The organism is Dyella sp. SYSU CM1112 (genome assembly GCF_058216415.1).
On the sequence record NZ_JBZEGI010000015.1, the window covers coordinates 84412 to 110995 of the forward strand.

The 26584-nt window shown below is 60.9% G+C and carries 26 protein-coding genes and 1 pseudogene; 10 read left to right on the forward strand and 17 right to left on the reverse strand.

Going from position 1 to position 26584, the window contains the following annotated elements:
* Positions 1-145: 145 nt before the first annotated feature.
* Complete coding sequence (locus AC4HNJ_RS18135; protein ID WP_490481012.1) at positions 146-1291, reverse strand: phosphoenolpyruvate carboxykinase (ATP); 1146 nt, start codon at positions 1289-1291, stop codon at positions 146-148.
* Positions 1292-1439: 148 nt separating this feature from the next.
* On the opposite strand from AC4HNJ_RS18135, the gene AC4HNJ_RS18140 reads away from it, so the two are divergent.
* Entirely contained in the window at positions 1440-2951 is a 1512-nt protein-coding gene (locus AC4HNJ_RS18140; RefSeq protein WP_490481013.1) for a B12-binding domain-containing radical SAM protein, read from the forward strand.
* The gene (locus AC4HNJ_RS18145) at positions 2926-4149 is read left to right on the forward strand and encodes a nucleotidyltransferase family protein (RefSeq protein WP_490481014.1); all 1224 of its coding nucleotides are present in this window, start codon (positions 2926-2928) and stop codon (positions 4147-4149) included. Before AC4HNJ_RS18140 ends, AC4HNJ_RS18145 begins: the two co-directional genes overlap by 26 nt.
* A gap of 71 nt (positions 4150-4220) precedes the next feature.
* Here the strand turns inward: AC4HNJ_RS18145 and AC4HNJ_RS18150 are convergent, their stop codons facing one another.
* From AC4HNJ_RS18150 to AC4HNJ_RS18225, 16 genes are all read right to left on the reverse strand, one after another.
* A complete protein-coding gene (locus AC4HNJ_RS18150; protein WP_490481015.1) occupies positions 4221-5333 on the reverse strand; it encodes a glycosyltransferase family 4 protein in 1113 nt (370 codons plus the stop codon).
* Positions 5330-6457 (reverse strand): glycosyltransferase family 4 protein, encoded by a 1128-nt coding sequence (locus AC4HNJ_RS18155; RefSeq protein WP_490481035.1) that lies wholly within the window; start codon positions 6455-6457, stop codon positions 5330-5332. Before AC4HNJ_RS18155 ends, AC4HNJ_RS18150 begins: the two co-directional genes overlap by 4 nt.
* 5 nt (positions 6458-6462) lie before the next feature.
* Entirely contained in the window at positions 6463-7974 is a 1512-nt protein-coding gene (locus AC4HNJ_RS18160) for a B12-binding domain-containing radical SAM protein (RefSeq protein ID WP_490481016.1), read from the reverse strand.
* A 19-nt stretch (positions 7975-7993) separates the two neighbouring features.
* The gene (locus AC4HNJ_RS18165; protein WP_490481017.1) at positions 7994-8692 is read right to left on the reverse strand and encodes a class I SAM-dependent methyltransferase; all 699 of its coding nucleotides are present in this window, start codon (positions 8690-8692) and stop codon (positions 7994-7996) included.
* Entirely contained in the window at positions 8692-9915 is a 1224-nt protein-coding gene (locus AC4HNJ_RS18170; protein WP_490481018.1) for an amidohydrolase family protein, read from the reverse strand. The genes AC4HNJ_RS18165 and AC4HNJ_RS18170 overlap by 1 nt, the downstream gene beginning before the upstream one ends.
* Positions 9916-9918: 3 nt before the next feature.
* Positions 9919-10761, reverse strand: a complete 843-nt coding sequence (locus tag AC4HNJ_RS18175; RefSeq protein WP_490481036.1) for a class I SAM-dependent methyltransferase — start codon at positions 10759-10761, stop codon at positions 9919-9921.
* A 200-nt stretch (positions 10762-10961) separates the two neighbouring features.
* Entirely contained in the window at positions 10962-11681 is a 720-nt protein-coding gene (locus AC4HNJ_RS18180) for a c-type cytochrome (RefSeq protein ID WP_490481019.1), read from the reverse strand.
* A 121-nt stretch (positions 11682-11802) separates the two neighbouring features.
* Positions 11803-12639 carry a Wzz/FepE/Etk N-terminal domain-containing protein gene (locus tag AC4HNJ_RS18185; RefSeq protein WP_490481020.1) on the reverse strand — a complete coding sequence of 279 codons (837 nt, stop codon included), beginning with the start codon at positions 12637-12639 and terminating at the stop codon, positions 11803-11805.
* A 14-nt stretch (positions 12640-12653) separates the two neighbouring features.
* Positions 12654-13799, reverse strand: coding sequence for a hypothetical protein (locus tag AC4HNJ_RS18190; protein WP_490481021.1), 1146 nt, complete (start codon positions 13797-13799; stop codon positions 12654-12656).
* Positions 13796-14743, reverse strand: coding sequence for a glycosyltransferase (locus AC4HNJ_RS18195; RefSeq protein WP_490481022.1), 948 nt, complete (start codon positions 14741-14743; stop codon positions 13796-13798). Before AC4HNJ_RS18195 ends, AC4HNJ_RS18190 begins: the two co-directional genes overlap by 4 nt.
* Before the next feature lies 1 nt (position 14744).
* Complete coding sequence (locus AC4HNJ_RS18200; RefSeq protein ID WP_490481023.1) at positions 14745-15995, reverse strand: O-antigen translocase; 1251 nt, start codon at positions 15993-15995, stop codon at positions 14745-14747.
* The gene (locus tag AC4HNJ_RS18205) at positions 15992-17104 is read right to left on the reverse strand and encodes a DegT/DnrJ/EryC1/StrS family aminotransferase (RefSeq protein WP_490481024.1); all 1113 of its coding nucleotides are present in this window, start codon (positions 17102-17104) and stop codon (positions 15992-15994) included. Before AC4HNJ_RS18205 ends, AC4HNJ_RS18200 begins: the two co-directional genes overlap by 4 nt.
* Positions 17101-18036 carry a GNAT family N-acetyltransferase gene (locus tag AC4HNJ_RS18210; RefSeq protein WP_490481025.1) on the reverse strand — a complete coding sequence of 312 codons (936 nt, stop codon included), beginning with the start codon at positions 18034-18036 and terminating at the stop codon, positions 17101-17103. Before AC4HNJ_RS18210 ends, AC4HNJ_RS18205 begins: the two co-directional genes overlap by 4 nt.
* Positions 18023-18976 carry a hypothetical protein gene (locus AC4HNJ_RS18215; protein WP_490481026.1) on the reverse strand — a complete coding sequence of 318 codons (954 nt, stop codon included), beginning with the start codon at positions 18974-18976 and terminating at the stop codon, positions 18023-18025. Before AC4HNJ_RS18215 ends, AC4HNJ_RS18210 begins: the two co-directional genes overlap by 14 nt.
* Positions 18977-18982: 6 nt before the next feature.
* Entirely contained in the window at positions 18983-19648 is a 666-nt protein-coding gene (locus AC4HNJ_RS18220) for an acetyltransferase (protein ID WP_490481027.1), read from the reverse strand.
* A gap of 4 nt (positions 19649-19652) precedes the next feature.
* Positions 19653-20078: a sugar 3,4-ketoisomerase gene (locus AC4HNJ_RS18225; RefSeq protein WP_490481028.1), complete on the reverse strand. Its 426-nt coding sequence runs from the start codon at positions 20076-20078 to the stop codon at positions 19653-19655.
* 252 nt (positions 20079-20330) lie between these two features.
* On the opposite strand from AC4HNJ_RS18225, the gene AC4HNJ_RS18230 reads away from it, so the two are divergent.
* The 8 genes and pseudogenes from AC4HNJ_RS18230 to AC4HNJ_RS18265 form a co-directional block, all read left to right on the forward strand.
* Positions 20331-20975, forward strand: a complete 645-nt coding sequence (locus tag AC4HNJ_RS18230; RefSeq protein WP_490481029.1) for a cytochrome b — start codon at positions 20331-20333, stop codon at positions 20973-20975.
* A gap of 52 nt (positions 20976-21027) precedes the next feature.
* Positions 21028-22389: a cytochrome C gene (locus AC4HNJ_RS18235; protein WP_490481030.1), complete on the forward strand. Its 1362-nt coding sequence runs from the start codon at positions 21028-21030 to the stop codon at positions 22387-22389.
* A gap of 90 nt (positions 22390-22479) precedes the next feature.
* A complete protein-coding gene (locus AC4HNJ_RS18240; RefSeq protein ID WP_490481031.1) occupies positions 22480-22827 on the forward strand; it encodes a c-type cytochrome in 348 nt (115 codons plus the stop codon).
* A gap of 173 nt (positions 22828-23000) precedes the next feature.
* Positions 23001-23813: a TorF family putative porin gene (locus AC4HNJ_RS18245; protein ID WP_490481032.1), complete on the forward strand. Its 813-nt coding sequence runs from the start codon at positions 23001-23003 to the stop codon at positions 23811-23813.
* 76 nt (positions 23814-23889) lie between these two features.
* Positions 23890-24474 (forward strand): sigma-70 family RNA polymerase sigma factor, encoded by a 585-nt coding sequence (locus AC4HNJ_RS18250; protein ID WP_490481033.1) that lies wholly within the window; start codon positions 23890-23892, stop codon positions 24472-24474.
* Between the two features lie 47 nt (positions 24475-24521).
* Positions 24522-25103 (forward strand): anti-sigma factor, encoded by a 582-nt coding sequence (locus AC4HNJ_RS18255; protein WP_490481037.1) that lies wholly within the window; start codon positions 24522-24524, stop codon positions 25101-25103.
* Complete coding sequence (locus tag AC4HNJ_RS18260; protein WP_490481034.1) at positions 25100-26410, forward strand: S8 family serine peptidase; 1311 nt, start codon at positions 25100-25102, stop codon at positions 26408-26410. The genes AC4HNJ_RS18255 and AC4HNJ_RS18260 overlap by 4 nt, the downstream gene beginning before the upstream one ends.
* Positions 26411-26485: 75 nt before the next feature.
* Positions 26486-26584: pseudogene (locus AC4HNJ_RS18265) on the forward strand (GTP cyclohydrolase FolE2); the annotation flags it as partial.

A 26584-nucleotide genomic window follows, 5' to 3' on the forward strand; every position in this document is an offset into this window, starting at 1 on the left:
CGTGATGCATTCGTCATTGCCATGAATTCACACACCATCGCATGCCGCAGCAATGCCACGCCGCATTGGGCCAATCACACCCCGCATATTCTCGCGCGCTCCTGTCGGCCGGGGATCGCGGAGCGCATAGCCAAGCCACGCTTGGTCACTTTAAAAGTTTCAGCAAAGCATCAATCGATGCCGTCGGATGACGGCCTCGTCGAAGCTCGTGCACGCCTGAATGCACCAGCCGATCTGCGAAGGCATTCCATCCCGACTGTCCGAGCGCATAAGGTTGGTCGTCCGCCAATCGCTGCATGGCCTGCTCGGCGGGCATCGCCTGTAGCAATCCATCGGCATGATCGGCCAGTGTGCTGGATACGAACACCGCGCCGACCAGCTTCAAAGGCGCTGACGCGAGATGGCCGCCACTCTCTCGCAAATCCGCTTCCAGCTTTTCGACGCCGCTACGTCGCTGAATAAGAGGCGCACCTTCCAGCCAACGACATGTCTCATCATCCTCGACAAAACGGAGCGCATCAGGCTTGACGTGCAAGTAGTTCGCCACCCCCGTGGCATGCAGACTTTCCGGATGTACGAATACGGCATCTTCGGCAAGAAAGTCCAATCCCCTTAACAGGCTGTGCAACGCAAGCGTCGATTTACCGGAACCGCTGGCACCCAGTAGCAACACGCCCTTGCCCCGGCGGCCGACACAGGCCGCATGCAGTGGAATCAGCCCCAGGCTTCGTGCCGCCAGCGTAAACACCGTAAATTCGATCAGTTCATAACGCAGGTGATAGGGGTAGCCAAGCATGTCTTCCGAGGCCACGATCAAAGCGCGACGCTCATCGGGCATCAGTACGACGTAGTTCGATGCATCCATCACGCCGCACAGCATGCCGCCCCCCGATTGCATGCTTACCGGAGGCGGATCGCTTACATAGGAAGGCAGGTGACGCGACACCAGACGTAACGTCACACGGAATTCCGGCCATGCGTTGGCCAACTGATGTGCCGGCAAACCACCATACGCCGCCTCTACCAGGTCCAGCAGAGGACGGCTTGAACTTTCAAAGACGAAACATCCGCCAAGCACCCACTTGCAGGTCGAGAAGAGCTGGCGCGGCCTCTCACAGAATGGGTCGGCGACGATATCGTCGGTGGACCTGGCAGAGAGCAATACTGTCATTGTTTTCAGAAACTCCGCCTGATTCGCGACGACTACGCCAGGCCCAGGCCATCGAATACTTCCAGTAAGTGCCAGCATCCAGCGGAAAAGTTGCATGGCGCCGTTGACGCGCGCAGCCATCCAAACGTAACAAGCTGTTTCACTTTTCGCGCCGCGCCGCAACCGAATCGTCATTTCCAAGCACATACGCCCAACAGCGCCATGGGATGTCCTGCATCGACCGTGACGCTGCGGATTTCCTGCGGCTACGCGCGAGGCGTTCTCCGAAATGCTAAAGATTCAGGTTGGCCACTCCTATTTCCTCAACTACGACCGCAAACAATGGGAGCGTGGCAAGCCTTATCCACCGCTCGCGACGATCCAGATCGCTGCGTTGCTAAGAGAAATGGGCCACCCTGTGACGCTGTTCGACGCCATGGTGGCCGAAGGCGTCGAAGCGTATGAAGCGTCATTGCAGGAAGCGCGTCCGGATCTCGTGGTCTTCTACGAAGACAATTTCAACTATCTCACCAAGATGTGCCTGAGCCGCATGCGCGACGCGGCATGCAAGATGATCGCCGACGCCCATGCACAAGGCGCACGCGTCATCGTAGCGGGCTCCGATGCCTCCGATCACCCCGACGCCTTTCTTGCGGCCGGGGCGGATGCCGTGCTTATCGGCGAAGGCATTGCACCGCTGATCGAATTGGTAGAGCGGCTGGATCGCAATCCGGATATTTCCACAAAGGAATGGATCGGCAATCTGTCCGGCACCGCAACGCTTGTGGACGGTCAATCGCGCGTGACGCGCATTGGCGCGATTCCTCCCGATCCGCGCGTCGTCGGCCATCCCGCCTGGGATCTGATCGACATCGAACAGTACCGCACCCTATGGCAGGACAGGCACGGCTATTTCAGCCTCAACATGGCGGCCTCACGCGGCTGCCCGTTCCGCTGCAACTGGTGCGCGAAACCCATCTGGGGCAATCACTACAAGCAACGCAGCGCCAGGGAACTGGCCACGGAAATGATCTACTTGAAGCGCGCATTCAAACCCGATCACATCTGGATGGCCGATGACATCTTCGGCTTCCATGTCGATTGGGTCACCGAATTTGCCGAATACATCGATGCCGAAAAGGGCTCCGTACCATTCACCATCCAGACCCGCGCCGATCTGATCAGCGAGCGCATGGCCGACGCGCTCGCAAAAGCCGGATGCGCAGAGGCATGGATCGGGGCGGAAAGCGGTAGCCAACGCATCCTGGATGCCATGACCAAGGGCACCAAAGTCGCAAGCCTGATCGAGGCGCGCGAACGGCTCGGTAAACGTGGCATCCGCGTCGGCTTCTTCATCCAACTCGGCTATCTCGGCGAACAACTGCCCGACCTGCTCGCCACCCGTGAATTGATTACGCTGGCCGCACCGGACGATATCGGCGTCAGCGTTTCCTATCCCTTGCCCGGTACGAAATTCTACGAACAGGTCCGTGCGCAGCTCGGCAAGAAAACCCATTGGCTGGACAGCGATGATCTCGCCATGATGTTTCGCGGCGCCTATACCTCGGATTTCTACCGACGCGTGCGCGATCTGTTGCATACCCAAGTCACGCTGCAGCAAGTCAAGGCGACGGACACGCCGGAACATCGCCACGCATGCACCTCGCTCGAGGCGCAGTGGAATGAACTGATCGCCACCGAGCAAGCACACCGTACTGAAAACGCTACGTTGCCGTCGCCCTCGGCCACGACATGCCACACACCAGCCTTACATCATGTTGCCACCGCTCAGAACCGTTAAAGCTGCCTTGCGACGTGCCACCGAAACATTGGCCGTCGAACTCGCGCAGGCACAACCAGGCCGTCCCGCGCCGGCATGGAACGAACTGGAATGGCGCCTGGCTTCGGCTGCCGCCGCTGCGCATGGTGTATCGCCACTACTCTATCGCTACTCCAGCTGGCAGCCATCACCATGGCGACAGTTTCTTGCCGAACAACGCGAGCACGTCGAACGACGCCACCAGCGCATCGTCGACCTACTACGGCAAATCGACCTGAGCGCCCGCATCGCCGGATTGGCAATCGTTCCCTTGAAAGGTGCCGCCCTGCACGCGCTCGGACTCTACGCACCCGGCGATCGTCCCATGGCCGACATCGATCTGCTGGTCCACGAAAACGATGTGGAAAGCACCACCGAGCTACTACGCGAGCTCGGCTATCTACATTCCTTCACCCAGTGGAAACATCGCGTCTTCAAGCCGGCACAAGGACAACCCCTACCGGGATTGGGCGAACATCGCGATACGCCCATCAATATCGAGTTGCATACGCGCATCCAGGAACGTCTGCCGATCGCTCGCATCGATATCACCCAACGCATCTATCCCTGTCGGCCTGAGCCGGGTCTTAATCCTTATCCGTCTAACGGCGCCTTGATGAGCCATCTGCTCTTGCATGCAGCGGGCAATATCTGCGGACGCAGTTTGCGCTTGCTGCACTTGAACGATATCTCGTTGCTGGCCACGCGCATGGTCGCCAGCGACTGGAGTGTGCTTTGGGACAGTCCGACCGGCTCCCCTCCCTGGTGGGCGCTTCCTCCCCTGCGCCTGGTCGACCGCTATTACCATCACGCCGTTCCCCGCGTACTTCTCGAACGCCTCGAACGTGAAACCCCGGCACTCCTGCGTGTGTTATCGCGCCGGAACACCCTGACCAAGGTTTCCAGCTCAGAACTGTGGCTGCATAGCTTTCCCGGCGTCGAATGGTGCCGCTCCTTGCATGAGCTCCGACAGTACCTCACACAGCGCTTTGCACCCACCGAAGAAGCCATCCAGGAGCGTGCGGACATGATTCGTACTCAGCTTTGGTTGCAGGGACAAAACTGGGTCACCGCCTCACGCTTGCGCCGCATGCTCACCCGATTGATTCATCCGGTGCCGCGCATGGACGCGCTCTATGTGGTCCGCGCTGCGCTGGAAACGCCGACGCCTCCCACCTGAAAATCACGGTCGACGAATCAAGAAATCGCGCGTCCAACAGCGGCCATACACCCAAACACACCGCGTATCGGTCACTGCACCAGATCGGCTCCTGCAACATGCTTGTATAAGGCGTCGAACACACGCACCGTGTGATCGGCGTCTTCCAGCATGGCGCGGCGTTGTGCTTCCGCCGCCAATCGAAGCCGCAGATCTTCATCCTCCAGCACCCGACAGATGGCATCCGCCAGCGCAGCATGATCTCCCACCGCTACCGCGATCGCTGCCACCGGCGACCATTCGGCGATATGTCCGACTGCCGTGCCCACTGTCGGTACGCCGGCAATCGCCGCTTCGAGCAACACCAGCGGCCCTGCTTCGTGCAACGATGACATCACCAACAGGTCCGCCGAAGCCATGATCGGACGCAACTCTTGCTGCGTCTTGAAGCCCAGGAAATTTACTTGCCGCTGCACGCCCAACTGTTGCGCCAGATGCTGCATTTCGCCATCGAGCGTGTCCACACCCACGACGTCCATCTGGATATCCACGCCCGCCTCGACCACCCGTGACAGTGCCCGCAAGAGTGTCGTCTGGTCTTTGACGCGATTGAGGCTTGCGACATGGATCAATCGCGCAGGCCCTGTCCGGCGCCTGCGCGGCGCGAGCACCGGCCAGCATTGCAGATCCACGCCCAGCGGAACCCGCCACGCGCTCACACCGAGACGACGCAGCGAGTCGATGATCGGCGTGCTCGCGGCAGTCACAATGTCTGCACAACGCAGCACGACGGCTTCGCGCAACCGCCCTTTCCATTGGCGGCAGCCGCCGTAGCCGATCTCATGCAAGGCCACCAGTTCGCCCCCGGCAATATGTACCAGGCTGGGGCGCCGCAGCAGCTTGGCCGCAGCCACCGCCACCACGCCGCACGAGCCGGAAAAAATGGCATGCACCGCATCGAACGGTGCACGTCGATGTTCGGCGCAAAGGGCACCGATCGCGCGAATACGCGGCCAACCGTCGCCCATGTTATGCACGGTAGCGCCGGCAAGCGGCCATCGGCCCGGTTTCGCTTCCTGCCGCAAGGCGAACACATGCACCTCGTGCTTGCGCGCCAATCGCTTGATCAAGGCAAGAAACGCGGGAATCACCCGATGCGTGCCGCTACGGTCGACACCACCCGGAACCACCAGCGCGATCTTCACGCAGCCCTCCAATGCTGGGCGCCGAGCACCTGTGCATACGCATCCGCCCATCGGCGTCCGACGGCTGCAAACGACAAGTTCGCATCAAAATGTGCGCGCACTTGTTCCGGCCGCGGGCGGCTTGCCCAGGCGCAAACCAGCGCCTCGGCGAGGCGGCCCGAATCTCCGCAAGGCCATAAATACCCCGTGCGACCGTGTCCGGTCAGCGCGCGAAACGAAGGGATATCCGTCACCACCGGCATCACGCCGCACGCCATCGCCTCCATCAGCGCGTAGCCGCAACTCTCGGCATGGCTGCCGGATACGAACATGTCCGAGGCACGCATCAGCGCTTCGACTTGCGCATGCGGCACCTTGCCCAGCAAATGCACCCGTCCAAGCAGGCGTGGATCACGCTCGATGCGCTGCTGCACTTCCCGCAGCAACGGCGCCTTGCCAAACGCACACCACAATTGAAGTCCGGGCAAACGCGCGGACACCTTCGCGATGCCATCGAGTACCGTGAGCGGATCCTTGCCGCGATTCAGATGCCCTACCCACAGCACGCACGGATTGCCATAGAGACCTGTCTCCGCACGCGCCAAGGCACGGCTGCCGCGTGTGAAGCGGCTACTGGATTCCGGAATCGCAAACATCGGCGTTCGCCTGCTCAACACACCCGCTTGCACGAACGGTTGTGCAAGCTCCGGAGCGGTGAACGCCACCGCGGAAGCCGCCGCATACCAGCGCCGCGATAGCGGTCTGCGCCACCAGCGTGGCGGCCGATCTGCATGATCCTGAAGCAGGATGGGCATCTGCGGCAAATGCTTGGAAACGGCAAATGCCTCTTCGGCAAATCCCAAGCCATGCACATGCAGCAGATCGGCGCCCATTTCGCGAAGCACGTCGGCAAACAGCTTTCCGCGCGACGCCAGGGCAACCCTATCACTCGGCACAAAGTGGTAATCCACACCGTGGCGCGTCAACCGTTCCGCGTGCGCCGCGGCCTGAATCACCGACACCCGCACACCGGCACTGGCAACCGCTTCGGCGATGTCACGCAGCGACGGCCATTGCTCCAGCACGTTGCCGAGCGTCCATGCGGGCGGCGGCGGCAGCACATTGATCTGGGCGATATGCACCATGGCGCCTACAAGCCCGAAACCTGCGGCATGCGCAAACGCACCAGCCGGTTCGCCAGTTCCAGTTCCCATGGCCGGTCATAGCGGCGATAGCGGTAGCGCCAAGCCGCGGCAGCGCTCAGGGCGCGCTTCGCCCACGGCGGCGAACGCATGTCTTGTGCGGTCGGAAAACGGCAACGCAAGACAGTCACGAAATCATGGATACGGCGACGCATCTTGTCAGTCAGCCAGGGCGCATCTGCATGGCAGGCGTAATTGACCCATTGCGGCTGCGTCCACTCTTCCGGCGTACGCGGGAATATCACCGGTTCGCCATGCACATCGAGCAAGGGGGTCGAAGGCCGCTTGCCGCGGTCTTTTTCATGCCGGCTGCTTTCCGGCAGCGGCGTGTAGACATAGACAATGATTTCCGCGGCGGGATTGATGCGCTTCAATTCGCGGATGAACTCGAAGGTACGTTCGGTTTCCTCTTCGGTGTTCTCTGGTGGCGCCACCATGAAGGACAGCTCCGGTATCACACCATTGCGCCGGCACAGTTCCGCCACTTCCAACGTCTGATCCGGCCGCGTGCCCTTGCGGATTTCCTTCAGCATCTGGCCACTGGGTGATTCCGCGCCAATGTAAGCCATGCGCAGCCGGCTCTTGCGCACGCGCTCCCACGAACTGCTCGACAACTTGAGCAGCGCATCGGAGCGTGCATAACACCACCACGGCAGCTCAAGTTTGGCCATCACATCGAGCAGCGGAATCATGTCTTCTTCGCGATCAAAGAAGTTGTGGTCGAAATACTGGATGGAGTCCGCGCCCAGTTCGTACTTGAGATAGCTGAGCTCGCGCTCCAGCCGCACCGCTGCCGGCAGTGCCGTCGCACCACCGAACATGGCGGCTACGCCACAGAACGTACAGCGGAAACGGCAGCCCACCGCCGCCTGATGCGCTGCCGTACGTTCTCCTAAAAAGGTTCGCGCCAGATAACGCCGCGGATCGCCAAGCTTGTCGTAAGGCAGCACCTCATCCGGGCCTGCCAACGAAAATCGGCGATTCGGGTTATGCACGATCGCGCCGTCGTTCTTCCACGACAAACCACCGATGCGCGCCATATCGCTTCCGGCGCGTCCACTCAGCGCAGCGACCAGCTCGGGCAAGGTTTCTTCGCCCTGCCCGCGGATCGCATAATCGACATACGGCGCACCCAAAGCCACATCCGTATAAAGGGTGGGGAAATAACCACCCCAGATGATCGGCGTGGCTGGAAAATGCTCGCGAATCGCCTCGGAAACCGCGATCGCCGGCTCGGTCTGCGGACCACCCATCACGCTGATGCCCACGGCGTCAAACCTATCGTGCGCCATCGTGCGCAAGGTCTTTGCGATGAAATCGCGATCGACATTGCCATCGATCACCTCGCTGCTGCCCGTTCTATCCAGCGCGGCTGAAAGATGCAGCAACGACAAGGGAAACCGCGCACTTGCACGCGAAGTGACGGTAGGGTTGATCAGTAAAGTACGTGGGCGGCTCATGGAAAATAAAAAGATGGCATCAAGATGTGCGCCTTAGCTGAAATACCAGCGCAACCGGAACCTCCAGCGCGACGGGGTCGAAATGCGCGCCGGCAGGAATATCGATGGGATCGAGCATCGGCTCCAGCACGCGCTCGATCGACAAGCCATGCGCAGCGCAGGCCGCATGCCAGTCGCTATAAAAATAGTGCGTATGACGCACCGCGTAGCGCTGGCCGTCGCGACGGAAATCGCGCCGCCAGCCAAGCGAATGGCCGATCGGATGAACATCGCTGCACAGAATCGTGCCGCCCGGCCGCGTAACACGGCACAGCTCGGCCAGGGCCGGCGCCAGCGTTTCCACATGGCCGATCACCAATCCGCTGATCGTCAGATCCGCCCAGGCATCCGGCACCGGCAATGCAGTCAACTCGCCTTGCGCCAGCAAGATCTCGGCATCGCGTCCATGCATATCCAACTCGCTGCCGGCACGTTTCAGCATTGCATCGGAAAGATCGACACCCATGACACGCGATGCACCACGCGACAGCGCGTGCAGGATATAGCGCCCGCTACCGCATCCTGCATCCAGCACGTTCTGTGTCCGCAGTGAAGCGGGCATCAATGCCAGCATCGCGCGTTCCTCGGCCTGCATCACCGGGTTGTGTGCCTGCGCCGGGTAACTATCCGCCCAGAGTGCATACGCACTCAGTGGATCAAGCATCATCGGCTCGGACATCAGCCGCACCTCGCTGCACCGGCAATGCCAACGCGCTGCCCGCTTGCCAGGGCAAGCCCCGGCTCAAGTGCAAGCAGTGCAGGATCGGCCAGCGACCGGGCCATCATCTTTAATTTTCCATCGAGATGGACCGGCACGGCGTCCACACCGGCCATCGCAAACCATTCGGCAAAATCGGGATCGGCGATGCAAGGCGCGCCGTTGCGTATCACCGCGCGGATATCGCTGCGCGGCACGCCGACCAAACTGGAGACAGGATCCCCGCCGCGATCCTCGACAATCACCAAATCGGCGGCCATCCCGGGCGCTACCCCACCACGCCCTGACAAGCGCAAGATGCGCGCAGCCTGTGCCGTGACCAGTGCAAGCAACTGCGCAGGCGATAATCCACCATCCGTCGCCACATCGCTTAGCTCTTCAAGCAAATCGCGCTTGCCGCTGAGGCGCGAATCGCTGCCCAGTGCCAGGCGCCCAGTTGCGCATAAACGGCGCGGATCGAGCGTGCGGCCAAGCAAGGCACGGTTGCTGCCTGGACACCAGATCACCGCAGCGCCGTTGGCGATCACACGCTCCACGTCCTGCTCGCTCAAACCGACGCCGTGGATCAATACCGTATTCGCCGCCAGGCATCCCATGTGATCCAACTGCGCCAATTCTGCCTGCGCCACCGCATCCGTTCCTTCCGCCAGATGAATCAGCCAAGGCCAATCCGACGGCGTAGCCCGAAAGCTCTGTTCGACCGGCGGCCCGTACCCCGGCCATCCCAAGGCGTAACTCCAGCCCTGGTTACGCAGCACGGTCACCGGAAAATCCACCGCATCGAATGCGGGATGCCACGGATCGTGATGCGCCACGCAGGTCACGCCGGCAAGCAGGTTCTTCAACGCGCCATGCCGCATGCGCAGCGCCTTGGGCCATTGCAGGGCAGCCCTCACCTCCGGCCGTTCGAAGTGCGCCTGGAATGCGTCGATCCAGGCATAGCTGTTAGGAAAAGGCGCACCGGCCAATAACGGTGGCACTGCATTGACATGCAGATGTTCGTGCGCGTTGATCAGCCCAGGGAAAATCAGGTGATCGCGAAGATCCACCCGATAGGCCCGGCCACCCGATGACAAACCGATGCGTCGTGCCGCCATCGTCAATGGGGCGCTCGACACGCCCTCGGCCGTAACGGATGCCCCGCCTTCCAGGCGCGTATGCACGGTTGCATGGGAAGCCCGCATAAATCAGCGCCGGCGCATCACGATCAGAAAATGGTCGCCCATGCCTCGCAACAGCGGCAAACCGCCAAAGCGATCATCCAGCCGTCCCAGCCGCTCATACCAGCCGGGTCGACGACGGTAATGCTCGACCAGATAAGGCGGTGGCATGAACAGGCTCAGCGCGCGGTAGCTTTCCAGCGTGAAATGCGGCGCGAACGCACGGTAGAACTCACGCGGCAGGTAGTAGTAGGTCCAGATCGTATGGCGGTTCATACCCACGGCCGTCGCACCGCGCGCGGCGCGTATGGCAGCGCGCTTGAAGCGCCCACGCAAGCCGTAATGGGCCCATTCCCAAGGGCAAACACGCCCGATCACCGAGAACACCAGTTTGCCGCCAGGCTTCAGCATGCGTGCGCATTGATTTGCAACCGCAGCGAGATCAGGCGCGCAATTGAGCGGCCCAAAATTCGAATAAATACCATCGAAGCGATCGCTGAGCTGATCGAGCTGATGAACACCTACGTGCACCACGGTGACGCGTTCGTGCAGCCCTGCATCGGTAGCGCGTGTGCGCGTGCGCTCCACCATGCGCGGCGACCAATCGCTGGCAACCACGCGATAACCGCGTTCGGCAAATGCCACGGCATCCATGCCGGTACCGCAACCCAGGTCGAGCAAGCGCGAACCCTCGGGAATTTCTCGCTGCACGGTGTCCCACATCGTCAGCCGCATGCGCTGGATCAGCTCGTTATTGCCGCGCGGGCCGTCGTAATCCGCTGCAACACTATCGAACGCGCGCTGCGTTTCCAGCAGCTGCGCAGGGTCCAATGACGCGGCCCGATGCTCGGGGCCAGGTTGGTAAGGCATATCCACTTCGATCTCCCGTCGCCGGCAAAACTGCGCGGTCGGCTATGACAGACGCATCGAAACCGGCGCGCGAACGACGCTGGCGTCGACCGTCATCGACTCAAGCGGTAAGTGCCGGAATCCGCGGCGGCGGTTGCGTGCAGATCCGTAACGCTCCCCGACCGGCACGTGGATCGCGATAAGGCGTATGCCGTTTTCGATCAGCTATGCGACTGCCCCGGCGACAGTACAGAGAGATACGCTGCCGCATCGCGGATCTGTGCTTCGGTGAGATGGGATGCCACGTCGGTCATCGTGCCCGGCTTGGGTTTGCCGGTGCGAGCGCGAGCCTGAAATTCATGCAGGCGATCGATCACGAACACGAACGGCTCTCCTGCAATGCTCGGAAAACGCTGGCCGTTTCCGCGGCCACCGGCGGCATGGCAACTGAAGCACGCGGGGACGTGGTTGTGGCCGCCATGTTCCGCCAGTGTTTTTCCCGCCTCGATCAGATCGGCAGGTACCGGGTGAGGGTTTGGCGCCAAGGGCGGATGCTGCTCAGAAAAATAAAGTGCCAACGCCGCGATATCCGAATCAGAAAGCGTTTGCGCAATCGGCTGCATCACGGGGCTGGCTCGCTTGCGCGTCTTGAACATGCCCAGCGCGTGAGAGAGGTATTGCGCATTCATGCCCGCAATGCGCGGTACGCCTGTGGCCGAACCCGCTCCGTGAGGACCATGGCATGCCGCGCAAACAGGCAGCTTCACAGGCGCTGCCGGCGATGTTCCGGCAAAAATCGGGGCCGACGAAAACAATGCCAGCAGGCACAACGTCCTGAACAGCAACGCATGGCGCCACCAACTCGGCGATTGGCTCGACCTATCGAGGCACAAACACGATATCGGGCGACGCGCACCCTTCGAACGGAAAAACGCAAACATGGCTAGGCCCCGACGGCGAGGTTGGCTGCCGTCGAGTATCCGGGCTAACGCAGACAAGCGGAATTTGATTTTCCATATCGCCGGGATCGAGCCAGCCTATCGATACGGTCGCACACGAGTATCAGGCATGTGCTGCATGCACCCCGGCCCTGCGCCATGCATTTCTGACAACCGCCGCAAAAGCACCCAGCAAACCTCCGATCAACATACTCGCCGCCCACATCAGTGGAGGATTGGGAAAGGCTTGCTTCTCGGGCACGTAGACCGGCCACGCCAATGATGTCTCGTACGTGTAAGCGCTGCTAAGGAGTTCGGTAAGTTCGCTGCGGGTACGCTGAAGCTCACGAATTTCCTGGTCACTGTTCGTGAGCACGACACTGGCAAGCAGCGCAGTTTGACTATCCTTACCGCTAGACACCGCGTTCTGCAGCAAGCGATCCCGCTCGGCTTCGGCGTGCTGCAGATCACGTTCGGCTTCATCCAGGCGGCCTTGCGCAATCTTCAATGGCGCCGCTTCCAGCCGCTGATGAATCTTCTGCAATTGTGCGACAGTCGCCTGCGCTAACTGAGCAGCCCGTTGTGGCGAATCGCCCCGCACACTGAGCTTCACCATCGGGCCTGCATAAGGCAGCGGCTCCAGTTTCAAGCTCTTGCGATAGAGTGCCGCGTCCGGCGAAACAGGCAGGATGTTCAGGCTCTCGAGCACCTGATCCTGGAACGGCCGGAATTGCAGGCGCTCCAGCACTCGTGCAAGGGGTTCAACTTGCGGATCCTGGTTTTTGGGTGCGTCACCCATACGGCCGATGCGGATCCAGGCAGTCGCCTCCCATTGCCGTTTCGCGGTATGCGTGTATGCCACCGCCAGGATCACGACCAGCAGCAGCGGTGCGATGAACCACTTCCATTCGCGCACGATGATTCGCCAGAGGTCGATCAAATAGATTTCGTCCTGTTGCATATTTTTTTGTCTCGTCAAAAAGCTGGCAAAGACCCTTGCCCGCGATGGGCGCGCCTGTTCGGCAGCCATGCGGCCACCATCTGCATGAGCAGGCAAAGGGCGATAAATCCAAGGTTGGTCCAGGTGAAAGCCTGCGGCGCAAACGGCGCCATCACACACACGTAGGACATCCGCAAAAAGATCAGCAGCGGAAACAAGCCCATACCGCGGACCAGCAGCCGCACGCTCCAGGCCATCATGGCGTACAGCACCCACATGGCGCCGATCGCGCCAAGCGGCCCCCATGCCATCAGGAACGGAAAGAACTCCGTGCCGACGTTGATGTTCGACGCATCCAGCGGAATGCCGGTACCCGCCGTGGCGATCGATCCACTCAACGGCACCAGTTGGTTAAACAGGAACGTGTTGTTGACGTAGTGCTTGGCCAGGATGGCGCCGAAGTTGTACGGGCCCGCGGTGACGTAAAGCAGCAGCCACTTGAAGCCTTGCGGCGCGGCGCGGAACAGCGGACTGAACGGCAGGCTCACGTAATCCAGCGTGCCCGAGCGAAGTATGCCCAACACCGAAAACACTACGCATCCGGCAACCAGGAGCACGCTAATCGTCTTCCACGGCAGCGGTTTGGAAGAATCTCGCCGCAGCGCGATTACCAGAGCAGAAGCAAATAACGCAGCAAGAACACGGTTGCGGTCAATGACCAGTACCGGGAACAGCAAACCCACCGCAATCAGCGCATACCTCACCGCCCGATGCCGCACGCACAGCATGCCGATAGGCGGCAGTACCCAGCACATGTCCGAGATATGTCGCACATGTTCCCGGCCGCCCTGCAAGTTGGCGTACGAGGTGGGATTGCTGATCAATGGAATCGGAAAAAGCGTGAGGTCGAGCAGACAGAACGCGACGATCGCGCAAGCAAAAGCCAATGCGATGAATGCGCCACGCGTACCGACATAAACCGGCAAACGAACAGATGGCCTATCTGGCATGCACACAGTCGCCAGCAGATCGAGCAGCATGATGATCAACGCCGCACCCGCCAGCAGCCACAAACCTTCGGCGTAACCGATCGGAAGCGTGTAGGTGATGCACGTAAGGGCGCACGCAAATAGCAGCGGCAGCCCTAGATATATCGAAGGAAAACGGAGCAGCGCTCTCATGCACGCTCCAAGACCGGATGCACCGTCGGGGGGCGGATCTTTGCGATCAGCACCAGCATCGCGTACGCGAGAGCGTGCAGGGCCAGCCATCCCACTCGCCGCTGCAAGAATGAAATCTTTGCGCCGAGGTAATGCGACTGTGCTCGCAACAGCGTCCGGCAAGGTTCGTCGAACAGTTGCATGCGTTGCACCGCCACTCGCTGCGCCTCGGTGAGATTGAGAATGCGCGTAGGCGTATGCCGCGTGCGGCTGACGTTGGTGCCATGCAGGCGGTAGCCACAAACCGGCAAGTCGACGAAACCCAGCGCATCGTGCGCGGCCAGGCGAAGAAAGAAATCCCAGTCGTCGATGCGCAAGCCTTCGCTCCAGCCCGCCACCGTCTCCAGTGCACTGCGCCGTATCAGCGTCACCGGCCCACCTACGGCCCATTGGCTGATCACCGCGCGCCGTATCCCCTCTTCCGACCGATAAAGACGTTTATCGGCACCGTGCAGATCACGCATGCCGCTGGCATGGATGGTCTTGCCATCCTCGTCCACCACCACCGAATCGCCGATCACCGCCCACTTGGAAGGGTGTGTCATCAAATAGCCGACTTGCACGCTGAGGCCGCCCGGCAGCAAGTAATCGTCGCTGGCCCCCAGCCGCAGGAAGGAACCGCGCGCACGCGCCGCCAGTTCGTTCAACGTAGCGGCAATGCCGCGGTTGTCCCGCTGCACATATTCGATGGCGAGCTCACCGTCATGCTCGGCTATCCATTCGGCGATGCGATCGGGCGTGCCATCGGTCGAGCCATCGTCGATGATGACAAGCTCTTTATGGGGGTAAGGATCCTCCAGCACACTGTCGAGGCAGCGCCGTACGAAGCGCGCATGGTTGAAGGCCGGGATAAGCACGGAGACCAGCGGCAAGCCGTACGGATGCATGGCCATGTCCTGCTTCATTTCATACGCTCCCCAGGTAACGCCGTGCGATCCACACGTTGAAGACGAGATAGAACGCATAATTGACCGCAAAAGCATACATGGCGCCCGCCAGACCGAAGCGCGCGGTAAGCAGATAAACCAGCACCAGGTAAGTCACCGCAAAAAAACACTCCGACGCCACGAACAATCGCGTCATGGCCTTGGCGAGCATCAGGTAGGAAAGAAGAAACGAGGCGATCTTGAGCACATCGCCGGCTAGCTGCGGGGCATACAACGCATCGGCCGCCGCGAAATCGCCAGTGAACAGCACGCGGGTCACCCATCCCCGCAGGAGATAAACCACTATGGCCAGCGCCACGACCACCGGCAACATGTAGCGATACGCCTCGCGCAATTCCTGCAGCAATGCATCACGACCGCTCGCAGCAGCCAATCGGGGCAGGTAATAGATATTGATGGCGGTAGTGATGAAGAGAAGGTAGGCATCCGAGACCTTGCTCACTGCTTGCCAATAGCCCACCTGATTCCAGCCGAAATGGGCGGCGAGATGATCCCGCACACCGATGCTTACCAATGGCGAAAGCAAGGCGGATGTCAACGTCATCACCGAGAACGCCGCCAATCGCAACACCATGTCGCGGTCGAAGCGTGCCTGCAACATGCCGGGGCGAAAATAGCCGCTGCGTCGCAACGCGGGAAAGCCGATGACCAACAGCAACAGTTGCCCGACGATCAGGGCCAGCAAGGCGCCGTAGAGCTTGAACAGGTAAGCGAACAGCACCACCGCCGCGACGGCGCCCAGCGATCCGAGCACCTGGATCAGCGCGAGACGACGCACGTCCATGAAGCCATTGACGACCGCGAGGATGTAATTGGCCAGCGCAATCCCGAACTGAGCCACCGCCAAGACCACGATCACGCTCTGATAGTGCCGGTCGCCCAACAGCCATTGCGTGATCGGACCACTGAATAACAGCGTGAGGCATCCCATCAGGCACGAGGCACATAGCGCATACCAAAGTGCCGCCGACAACAGGCGTGCGAGCTTGGCAGCGTCATGCCGGTATTCGGCCACGTACTTCACGATACCGGTCCCGATGCCGCCACCGGCCAGGATGGCCAACAGCGACATCAGGCTCATGAATTGTCCCAGCCGTCCGACACCCGCAGGTCCGGCAAACCATGCCACCAACTTGACGACCACCAGCGCCGACACCAGACGCGCGGCGGTCGCCATCGCCGAATACCCGCTAGCGCGAAGCATGCTCATGCCGACGCCACGAAAGTCCGGCACGCATCGATGACGGTGTCGACATCCGCATCGCTCATGGCCGGCCCGATCGGAAGACTGAGCACCTCACGCTGCAAGGCTTCAGTCAGCGGCAGGGACAGGGCGTGCAGATGCGGGTAAGCCGGCTGTTGATGGGGCGGCACCGGATAGTGCACCTGCGTTTGCACGCCCCTGCCCTGCAAGTGCTGCTGCAGGGCATCGCGGTACGTGCTGCGCACGACGAACAGATGCCATACATGCTGTTCTTCCTGCGCCGCAAGTGGAAGTTGAATCAGCGGATGGCGGATGCCGTCGCGGTAGCGCCGGGCTACCTGGCGCCGCCGAGCGATGTCTTCATCGAGATGCTTCAGCTTCACCCGCAGCATCGCCGCCTGGATTTCATCGAGCCGCGAATTGATGCCCTGGCGCGGATGATGGTATTTGGTGAGCGAACCGTAGTTGCGCAGCGCCGCGATGCAATGCGCGAGTTCCATATGATTGGTCACTACCGCCCCGCCATCGCCCAGGGCACCCAGGTTCTTGGTGGGAAAAAAGCTGAAGCCCGCTGCATCGCCAAACGCGCCGGCCTTGCGGCCGCCCTGCATTGCGCCATGCGCCTGCGCCGCGTCTTCGATCAGCAGCAGTCCGCGTCGGCGGGCGATCGTGCCAAGCTCTGTCATATCGGCGAGCTGCCCGTAAAGATGCACCGCCATGATCGCCCGGGTGCGCAAACCGATGGCCTTTTCCACTTTGGCCGGATCGATAGTATGACGAATGGGATCCGGCTCCACCGGCACAGGAATCAGGCGGTTCTCAGTAATGGCAAGAAAACTCGCGATGAAGGTATTGCCCGGCACGATCACCTCGTCGCCGTCGCGCAGCTGGCCGAGTTCCTTGTAAGCGCGTAGCGTCAACGACAGCGCATCCAGGCCATTGCCCACGCCTACCGCGAAGCGTGCGCCGCAATAATCGGCGAACTCCCGCTCGAACGCAGCCAATTCGTTGCCCAGCACATACCAGCCGGAATCGATGACGCGCACCGCCGCGGCCTTGAGCTCATCCGCGTAGCGGGCATGCGCGTCTTTCAGGCTGAGAAACGGGATGCTCATGCCAGCGCCCACTCGTAGCAATCGTGCACGACACCGCGAGCGCCGAAATATTCCTTCTGCGCAATCAGGCTGCCATTGAGCACGCGACCTGCCTGCTCGGTCGAAATACCGAAGCTGAAATAACGCTTCGGTGCATACGTGTTCGTAATCAAGGCATCGAACAACATGTCCAAAGCGCCCAGCTCCCGCCCCCGCTGCGAGGCCGCAATGTATTGCGCATGCACCGCGTGACCGAGGTCATACGCGATGACCCCGGCGACCAGGCTGTCTTCGTGATAAGCCTGGTGCAAGACGATGTCGGAGGGGAACCGGGCTTGCAGGAGTTGCAATTCTTGCAGGCTGTGCGTCGGCACCGCGCCATGTCGACGCAATACGTCCGCAAGCAAGGCATGGAAGGCGGCGGGATCGCCGCCGGTGTGCAGCGTGATGCCCTGCCGGCTCGCATGCCTGATGGAGCGCCTGCGCATCGGCGCATAGCCGATCGAGCTGTCCAGCGCGATCACCGAGGAAATATCCCGGCGCACCAGCTTGGCGCCAACGCGATGCAAGGCGTAGAGATCTTCCTCTATGGGATAGCGATGAAAGACGTGCGGCACCGGCTTATAGATCAGGCTCGTTGCCTGCGTGTTGCGATAGTGCTCGCCGATCGCATCGAATACGGCGAGCGTCGCTTCGGCGCGCAATGCTTCGGTGGCAATCAGCCCGGCATAGGTCAGGCCGCCATGGCTGACGACAACGTGTTGCTGCCGCGTGGCAGGAAAAACGGCGATGGCCTGGTTGTCGCGCTCGATGAGCAAGGAGCAATCCACGAAGCGGTCGGCGTGATAATCCATATAGCCGCGCCGGTGCAGCAGATTGCCGTTGCGTGAACGCGCCACCACGGCATCCCAAACCTTCGCGTCGGCCGCGACGTAAGGCCTAATCGTAAACATCCGTATCTCCAGCCAGCAGCATGGCTGGCGCTTCCGCCACGCCGAATCCGTCCGTGCCCATGTCATTGCCGTTGTAAAACATGAGCAGCTTGTCGCGCTGACGGATCAAGGCGGGATAGCAGATCGTCCGCGAGTCCCAGCCGCCGTCGGATAACGTCATGCCCAGGCGTTCGTCGCGGCGGTGCCATCGCATGCCATCATCACTGAAGGCCATACCCGGAAAGTAGTCGCCGTTGCGATGCCCGCGCGTAAAGTACATGACGTATTGGCGGCCGAAGCGATAAACGCGCGGACGGCCAATGCGGTATTCCCCACCCTGCGGCAGCAGGCACACGTGATCGTGCCGAGGCAGGTTCGTAAGGTCGTCGGTTTCCGCATAACGGATGTGATAGCGCGGAAATGGACGGCCACCGATATATTCCCAGTCGTCGCCCACGGCATACCACAAACGCCAGTATCCATTTTCACGGATGACCGAATGCACGGCGCCGATCGTGCTGCGTCCCGGTGCGCGATCCAGTAGGGGCGTTTCCTGTACGCGCCGGAAAGTGTTGCCGCCATCGGTGGAAACCGCCAAGCCGGTAAATGCCAGGAATTTGGCCTTAGCGACCTGCTGAAAGCCCACGTAAAACATATGCAGGCCGCCCGGTGCATCGACGACGTCGCCGAGAATCATGCCGTTGTCGTCGAAGCAGCCGCCGCGCCCGATATCCAGCACAGGCTCTTGCGCCACGCGAACGACGCGCCGCGGCTCGTTCGCCAGCACATCCACGTAACCGATCCGGCTGACGCCCTGGTCGTCGCGAAAACCGGCATAGACGCGTATGAGATCGTTATCGAGGCGATAAGGCGTGGGCGTCAACGCCGAGTGCCGCATCCAGGCACCCACGCTATGCCGCGCGGTCTCGAACACGAGCCCTTGCTTGGTCCAGGCAAGCATGGGCAGTCAAAGCCTCACGTCGAGACTGGAACGGCCGGCCAAAGCACGCGCGGGCGATCCTATGTAAACCAGGCCCGGCTGTGTGTCGCCGGTGACCAAGGCTCCCGCACCGATGACGTTGTCGTGCGCGACCTTGACGCCATCGTTGAACGTGGCATTGACGCCAATAAAGCTGTTTTCACCGATATCGCAATAGCCGGATATCACCGCATGCGATGCAACGAACACGTTATCGCGTACAACCGTGCGGTGCCCCACGTGATTGCCACTCCACAAGATGCAGTTGTCGCCGATGCTTGCGAACGGCTGGATCACGTTATTCTCGAAAATGAAACTGTTTTTGCCTATCTGGGCATTACGCCATACGAAGGCGCGCGAACTGATATAGGTCGCGCATCGGTAGCCTTTGTGTTTCACATCTCGGTAAAAACGCGTACGCAGACGATTGAGCTGCGTCGCCGGAATCGCCACGAATACGTCGATATCGGCAGCCGGGTACTCGCGCTCCAGCAACTCATACGGCACCACCGGGCGCTGTGCCAGATTCGTTTGCGTGAGATAGTCGCGCTCTACACTGAAAGCCACGACTTCGTAGTCGCTGTCATGGTCGAAATATTCGCACGCAATCTGCGCGAACTCCCCTGCTCCGATAAGCACTAACGGCCTTGGCATGCGGCTACGCCTTTTTCTCTCTGAACATGCTGCCGTTTACCTCGCGAAGAAACTCGGCGTAATCCGTGATGTAGTCGGCCGGGTCATAGAGCTGGTCGGCCAGCACCATCAGCACGCAGTCGTCGCTGAAATCGTAGAGTTCGCGCCACACCATATTTCCCAGCACCAACCCTTGCGACGGATCGTCCAGCACAACGTCGACCGGACCGGTCACGCCATCGTCGAGCAGGAACGTCACCGAACCACGTACCGCCACGGCCAGCTGGTTGAGACGGCGATGGGCATGCCGCCCGCGCCGCACGTCGCATTTCGTGGCGAACAGGTAATACACGCGCCGGATGTCGAAGGGCACGTTTCGATCCTGTTCCAGGGCAACGAGCATCCCGCGGCTGTCGCCATGCTTTTGCAGGGGTATGCGTTCGATGTGCATGTGCTCAACCGGACCGTGCACGCAAGAAGTGGTTCATGCACTTGAGTGCCGGTGCGCTCAAAAAAAGTTGCGCCACTGCTGCAACCTCGGCATGCGCGAAGTCCATGAACTTGCGCGCGAGCCAGGCAACCTTCCCGCCGCGATCCGACACTCACCCGGCAAAGTGCGCAGGGGATGAACGCATGCATCCTCGTGCCACGCGTAGTTGGATGCGCGGATCAGCGCTGCGACGGCATGCAAGGGCATCACGATATGAAGGTTGAAAACGGGACTCGTCCCACACGAGCCAGCAACGCATCGTTTGCCTCCGAAGGGGTGAAGTCATCCCTGCGCGACACGTCTCGCCAAGCGGACGATGCCGTGGTGCCTGCCCGGCCGAAGGCGATGGTGGTCCTGCATTGGCTCACCGTGTTGTGTGTGGGCATGGCGGCAACACTGATCCTGGTACGCGACCAGGTCTATGGCCGCAGCTTGGAGGAATGGCTGCTGGAAGGACACCGGCACTTTGGATTGCTGGTACTGATTCTTTTCGTGGTTCGCCTGATCCTGCGCCTACGCCTGGGCAAGCTGCCGCATACCAGCCACGCCTCGCGGATGGTGCGACTGCTGGCCGGACTCACGCACATCGCGCTTTACACACTGCTGCTCTCGCTACCTCTGCTTGGATGGGCGCTGAGCGATGCCGAAGGAAGGCCGGTGCATTTTTTCGGCGCGACGCTGCCAGCCATCGTGGCCGAAAACGAAGATCTCGCCGACACCCTGACCACCTGGCATGTGGACGCCGCGTGGCTGCTGCTCGGCTTGGTGTCGCTGCATATCGTCGCCGCGCTGTGGCACCACTTCGTACTGCGCGATGGTGTGTTGAAAGCCATGTTGCCCCAGCGGCGCCGTTGCTGATGCGCTTCGTTCTTTATTCACTCCCCTGTAATCGCCGAGACAAGGAGATCCCATGCTGTCTTTTCCGAATCGAAGTGTGACGCGGCATTCGGGACGATTGCGCTGGGCCAGGAGCCACTCCTTCTGGTACGGCTCGGCCATGCTCCTATTGCTGGCCAGCACACGCGCCGAAGCCGTGCCTGCGTATGCGCGCCAGACGGGTAATGCCTGCGCGGATTGCCACGCCGGTGCCTACGGTCCCGCACTGACACCGTACGGTATGCGTTTCAAGGCGAACGGCTACACCGATACGGACGGCAACGGCTTCAAGATTCCGGTCGCCGCGCAACTTACCGGTACGCGTGCAGTCCCTGCCCAAGGCCAAAGTTCGAACGAGCTTACGGAGGCCGATATCTATCTGGCCGGCCGGCTGACGAACAACATCGGCGGCTTCGTGAAAATCGAAACCGACAACGACGGCAGCAATCATTTCAGCACCAAGCTCAGCAATGTCGATCTGCGCTTCGTGCTCAAGGATCTGAACGTAGGCCAGAACGACGCCACCATTGGTATCAGCGTCAATAACAGCCCTGGCTTCGACGATCCGATCGGCGCACTGCCCGACGCATCAAGCCTTGGGCCGCCGAGCACCTCCGGCACCTTGCTCAATCTGTCCAGCACCGCTGCCTGGGCGAATCGCGTCGTGGGCACCACGTTGTACGGTTTGTATAACTCCAACTGGTACGGCGAGATCGGCACGTATACGTCCTTGTCCACTGCCGAGCAGGACAATCTCGGTTACTCCCTCTCGGGCGATCCCGGCAAGCTGAGCGACACCGGCTATCTGCGCTTCGCTTACATGAAGGATATGAAGAGGCAGTTCTTCTCGGCCGGCGTGGTGGCACTGACCACGAAGCGCCAGCTGCCGCGCACGGGCCCGGCCGACAGCATCACCGACCTCGGTTACGACCTGACTTATCAGTTTCTCGGCGATCGCGACAATATCGTGCAGCTGGCCTACGTCGACATTTACGAACGTCGCCGCTACGGCAGCACGCCGGTGAGTCCGACTGGACTGGTCGCCTTGCCGAATGGGGTGGCCCACGACCGGACCATGTCAGCCACCTACACCTTCAAGCAAAGCTACGGCGTGACGGTTTCCCACCTGGTGAGCACGGGTACGCACGATGTCGTGCGATACATCCCCTATGGCGATCCGAACACCACCAGCAACCTGTTTAGCGTGTTCTGGACACCCTTCGGCAAGGACGGCTCGTTTACCTCCATCGCGAACATGAAGTTCGCCGCCACCTGGTTCCGCTTTACGAAGTTCAATGGCTCCGGCACGGACATCTTCGGCTTCGAACCAAGCCTCCCGCCGGAAAACGCCAGAGACCTGGATGAGTTCTCGCTCACGGCGAGCCTGGCATTTTGAAAACGATGCAAAGAAACACAGGAGTTCCAGAACGTGATCAGATTATGTTTGAGGCCCTTCCCGCGGTCTCTTGGGGCCGCGGGGCTTTTTATGGGCTGCTTGCTGGCCTCTTCGGCCGCCTTCGCCGGTGATGCCGCGGCGGGATCGAAAGTATTCAAGACGGAATGCTCCGAATGTCACAGCACTATCCAGGGGCACAATAAAAAAGGCCCTAGCTTGTTCGGTGTGATCGGACGTACTGCCGGCACCCTGCCGACCTACCACTATTCGGATGCGCTGCCGCAAACGCATTGGGTATGGTCGGCCGATACCCTGCAGCACTACCTGTCGAAACGCACCAAGGAAATCGTGCCCGGTACCAAGATGAAATACGACGGCCTGGATGATTCAAAACAGCTGGAGGATCTGATTACCTATCTCAGCACGCTTCACTCGTGACACGTTGTTGTCTTGGTGGATCGATATAAACTCAGCGCCACGAACAATCTTCATTCACGAACAACGCATGATGTGACGGTGCTTATTCGCTACCCCTACACGCTTGGAATGTTTTGGGCTGCGGCCGGCCGGGAGCCGGCCCGGCACCCCTGTGTGCGCGGATAGCAAATGCCATGATGCCGTCCACGATCGGCGCGAAAGAGCGCGAGTGCCGACGCCTTAGCTGGCGTAAATGGCATCACGTTGGCGTGCGCGGCAGTGTGGGAATTTTCGCGATCGGTCTGGCGGCGACCCTCGTCCTCGTTTGTCCCAGGATAGCGCGCGCGCAATCCATCAACGGTACAGTGGCGCTCGGTTCGCAACTGGTGGATCGGGGAGTTGCCATCACTCCGGTTACCCCGACCCTGCAAGGATCGCTGTCCTGGACGTCTCCCGCAGGCTGGTCGTTCAGCGCGGCGGGAAGTACCGAACTGCGTTCATCGGCAGACAGCTCCGAGCTGCAAGTGCAGGGCGCGCGCTATTGGGTGCTTTCCAGCAACTGGCAGATGCAAGCCAGCCTGCTCTATTACGACTACCCCGGCAACGCTCGCGCCAGCGCGTTCAACCGTGCCGAAACCGGCGTCGACTGGATTTACCGCGACGTGCTTACCCTGGGCCTGTCGGCCGTTTACCTCACCGGCCAGGGCAATAACCATCAGCCGCGCGGCGCGGCGGACCTCAATGTCCATTGGCCATTGGCGCCGCATCTTTCCTTTTCTGCCGGAGTCGGCGCCGCCCAATCCTTCCTGGGGTCTTATAGTGTCGAATATGGCCGCTATAACCATGACAGCGGCAGGCTATATGAATACGGGCAGGTAGGGTTGGTATGGACCAGTGGTCCCTGGCGGGTGGAGCTGGACCGGATCGCGATCGACCCGGCGATGCGGCGTCGCTGGGCCGGCCTGGCCGCCGCCCCCTGGGTGGCGACGATCGCCTGGTCCTTTTAGGTCCACGCAACCTTTTGGCACCAGGCCGGCACTCAACGGGTAATTCACCGTTACTGGACCATGCGTCTACGCGCCTATGAACGAAGTCGATATCCAGACCGACGCCACTGATCGCATGTTGCTCCAGCGCATGTCGGCGGGAGACCGTGCTGCGCTGGCGACGCTGTATCACAGCTACCACGGCAGGCTTTGCCGCTTTCTGTCCCGGCTGACACGCCGCCCCGATGTCATCGAAGAAGTGATCAACGATTGCTTCTGGATCGCATGGCAGAAGGCTGGCGATTTCCGTGGCGACTCGCGCGTTTCCACTTGGATCATGGGTATTGCCTATCGTTGCGGGCTAAAAACGTTGCGGCAACGCGGCGACGAGCCGGTCGATGACAGCGACAGACTCGAGGAATATGGCCCCACCGAGGATCCGGACGAAGATCGCGAGCTGCGCGATTGGCTGAGCAAAGGATTGGAACGCTTGTCGGCCGATCAACGTGTCGTGGTTGAACTGGTTTATGGCGAGGGCCATACGCTGGAGGATGTCGCCACCATCATGCATTGCCCTGTGGGTACGGTGAAAGCGCGGTTGTTTCACGCGCGGGTCAAATTGCGCAACGTGCTGCCGGCCTTGGCCGAAAGCACACTCACCTACAAGGAGGGCGTGTCGTGACGTTCCCTACCGATTCCAGCCAGGAATGCCTGCGTGCCTGGGAGGCCATGCCCTGGGTATTGCAGAACAGCGCCGAACCTGAGCAAAGCGAATGGCTCAGCGATCATTTGGCTCAGTGCGAATCCTGCCGTGCCGAGTTTGCGCAGCAAAGCCGGCTGCGGCTTGCCTTGTCGCTTCCGTCGGATATTCCGGTCGATCCGGACGCAGGATTGAAGCACTTGTTGAATCGCATCGACGCCCCCGACGTGGAGGAAAGTCATCTGCGCTTCCGTTCGGGAGGATGGGTGAGCCGTGCCTTGGCGGCGGCGGTGCTGGTGCAGGCCATCGGTATTGGCGTCTTGGGCATGAAGCTGCACTCGACGGACAATCCACCGGCCTATCGCACGCTGAGCCAGCCGTCGGCACCGGTCGCCGCCGGCTCGATTCGCGTCGTGCCGGATGCCAGCATGTCGCTGACCGACTGGAACGCCTTGCTGCACACACTCCACTTGCAGGTAGTCGGCGGACCGAATGACGTAGGCGCTTACACCGTTGCATCGGTGGATGCCGCTTCCTCCACACAAGAAGTAGTGAGCCACTTGCGCGCAACGCATGGCATTCGGTTGGCGGAGCCCGTCGCTACGCCATGAAGCATTGCGTCATTCTGCTTGCCCTGGCGATGGCGGCATTGAGTGGGTGTGCATCGACGCGTCCGCTTGCGTCGGCAAAAAACGCACCGGCCACCACCCCTGCTGCGATGACTCATGTCGCCGCCATGAACAGTCAGCGCGACATCGTGCTGGCGGTAGCGAATCCGGTCACGCCGCCCAGCACGCATGCCGGATCCAGCTTGCTGGGTTATGCGCCGCCGAAGTACTACGGTGCGGGAGAGCGCGCTTCTTCCGAGCTGGAGGCATTGAAGCAAAGTTACGGCCTGCGCGAAGTGGCCGGCTGGCCGATCAAGCCGCTCGGCTTGTACTGCGTAGTGCTGGAACCGCCACCGGGTGTTTCTCGCGATGCGCTGATCAAGGTGCTAGCCAAGGATCGCCGCGTGCAGCTGGCGCAGCCATTGCAGAACTTTTCGGTGTACTCGGATACCGCTGCCGGCAACCCCGCGCACGCACAGACGTACAACGACCCTTACGTCAATCTTCAACGTGGCTTCGTGCAAACCGATGCTGCTGCTGCGCAAAACATCAGCCAGGGCGCAGGCGTCAATATCGCTATCGTCGATACCGGCGTAGACACGACGCATCCCGAACTGCAAGGGCGCATCCGCGATGTGCATGATGTCGTCGGCGATGATCCTGCTGCGTTCGATCGTGATTATCATGGCACCGAAGTCGCCGGCATCATCGCGGCAGACGGCAATAACCACCAGGGCATTGTCGGCATCGCGCCCAAATCGATGCTCAGTGTTTACAAAGCGTGCTGGTATCCGCCCTCCTCGCCAAGCGCGCGCTGCAACTCCTTTACGCTCGCCAAGGCACTGGCCGGCATCCTCGATACGGATGCGCGCATCATCAATTTGAGCCTGGGTGGACCGGCCGATCCGCTGCTCAACCGATTGCTTGCGCAGCTGCTTGATCAGGGCCGCATCGTGATCGCGGCGATGCCACCGAGCGGCATACTGAATGGCTTTCCCGATGATGATCGCGGTGTGATCGTGGTTCGCACCAGCAGCGCCTCGCCAGCACCTTCCGGGGTGCTCAGCGCACCGGGTGACGACATTCTCACGACGCAACCCGGTGGCGGATACGACTTCACCTCCGGATCATCGATGGCCACCGCACATGTCAGTGGCATCGTTGCGTTATTGCTGTCGCTGGAACCCAAGCTGGATGCGAAAACGATCCATGATCTCTTGCTTCGCAGCAGCAAGATGTCCAATGGCGTGCTGCAAGTGAACGCGGCTTTGGCGATAGCGGCATTGCGCCATATCCAAAAGGCTCCTTGATCCAGCGTATCCGTCCCAAGCCCTTTCCATAACGAGCTGATCACCGTGAAGCACATTTCTGACGCTATCGGCGCCATGCCCGACGTTGCCACGCAGGCGCAGCCGCATCTGATCGGCGCGCTGGATTGGGTCGGCATGGACGGTATCGAGACGCCGGTACTGTTCGACGCTGGC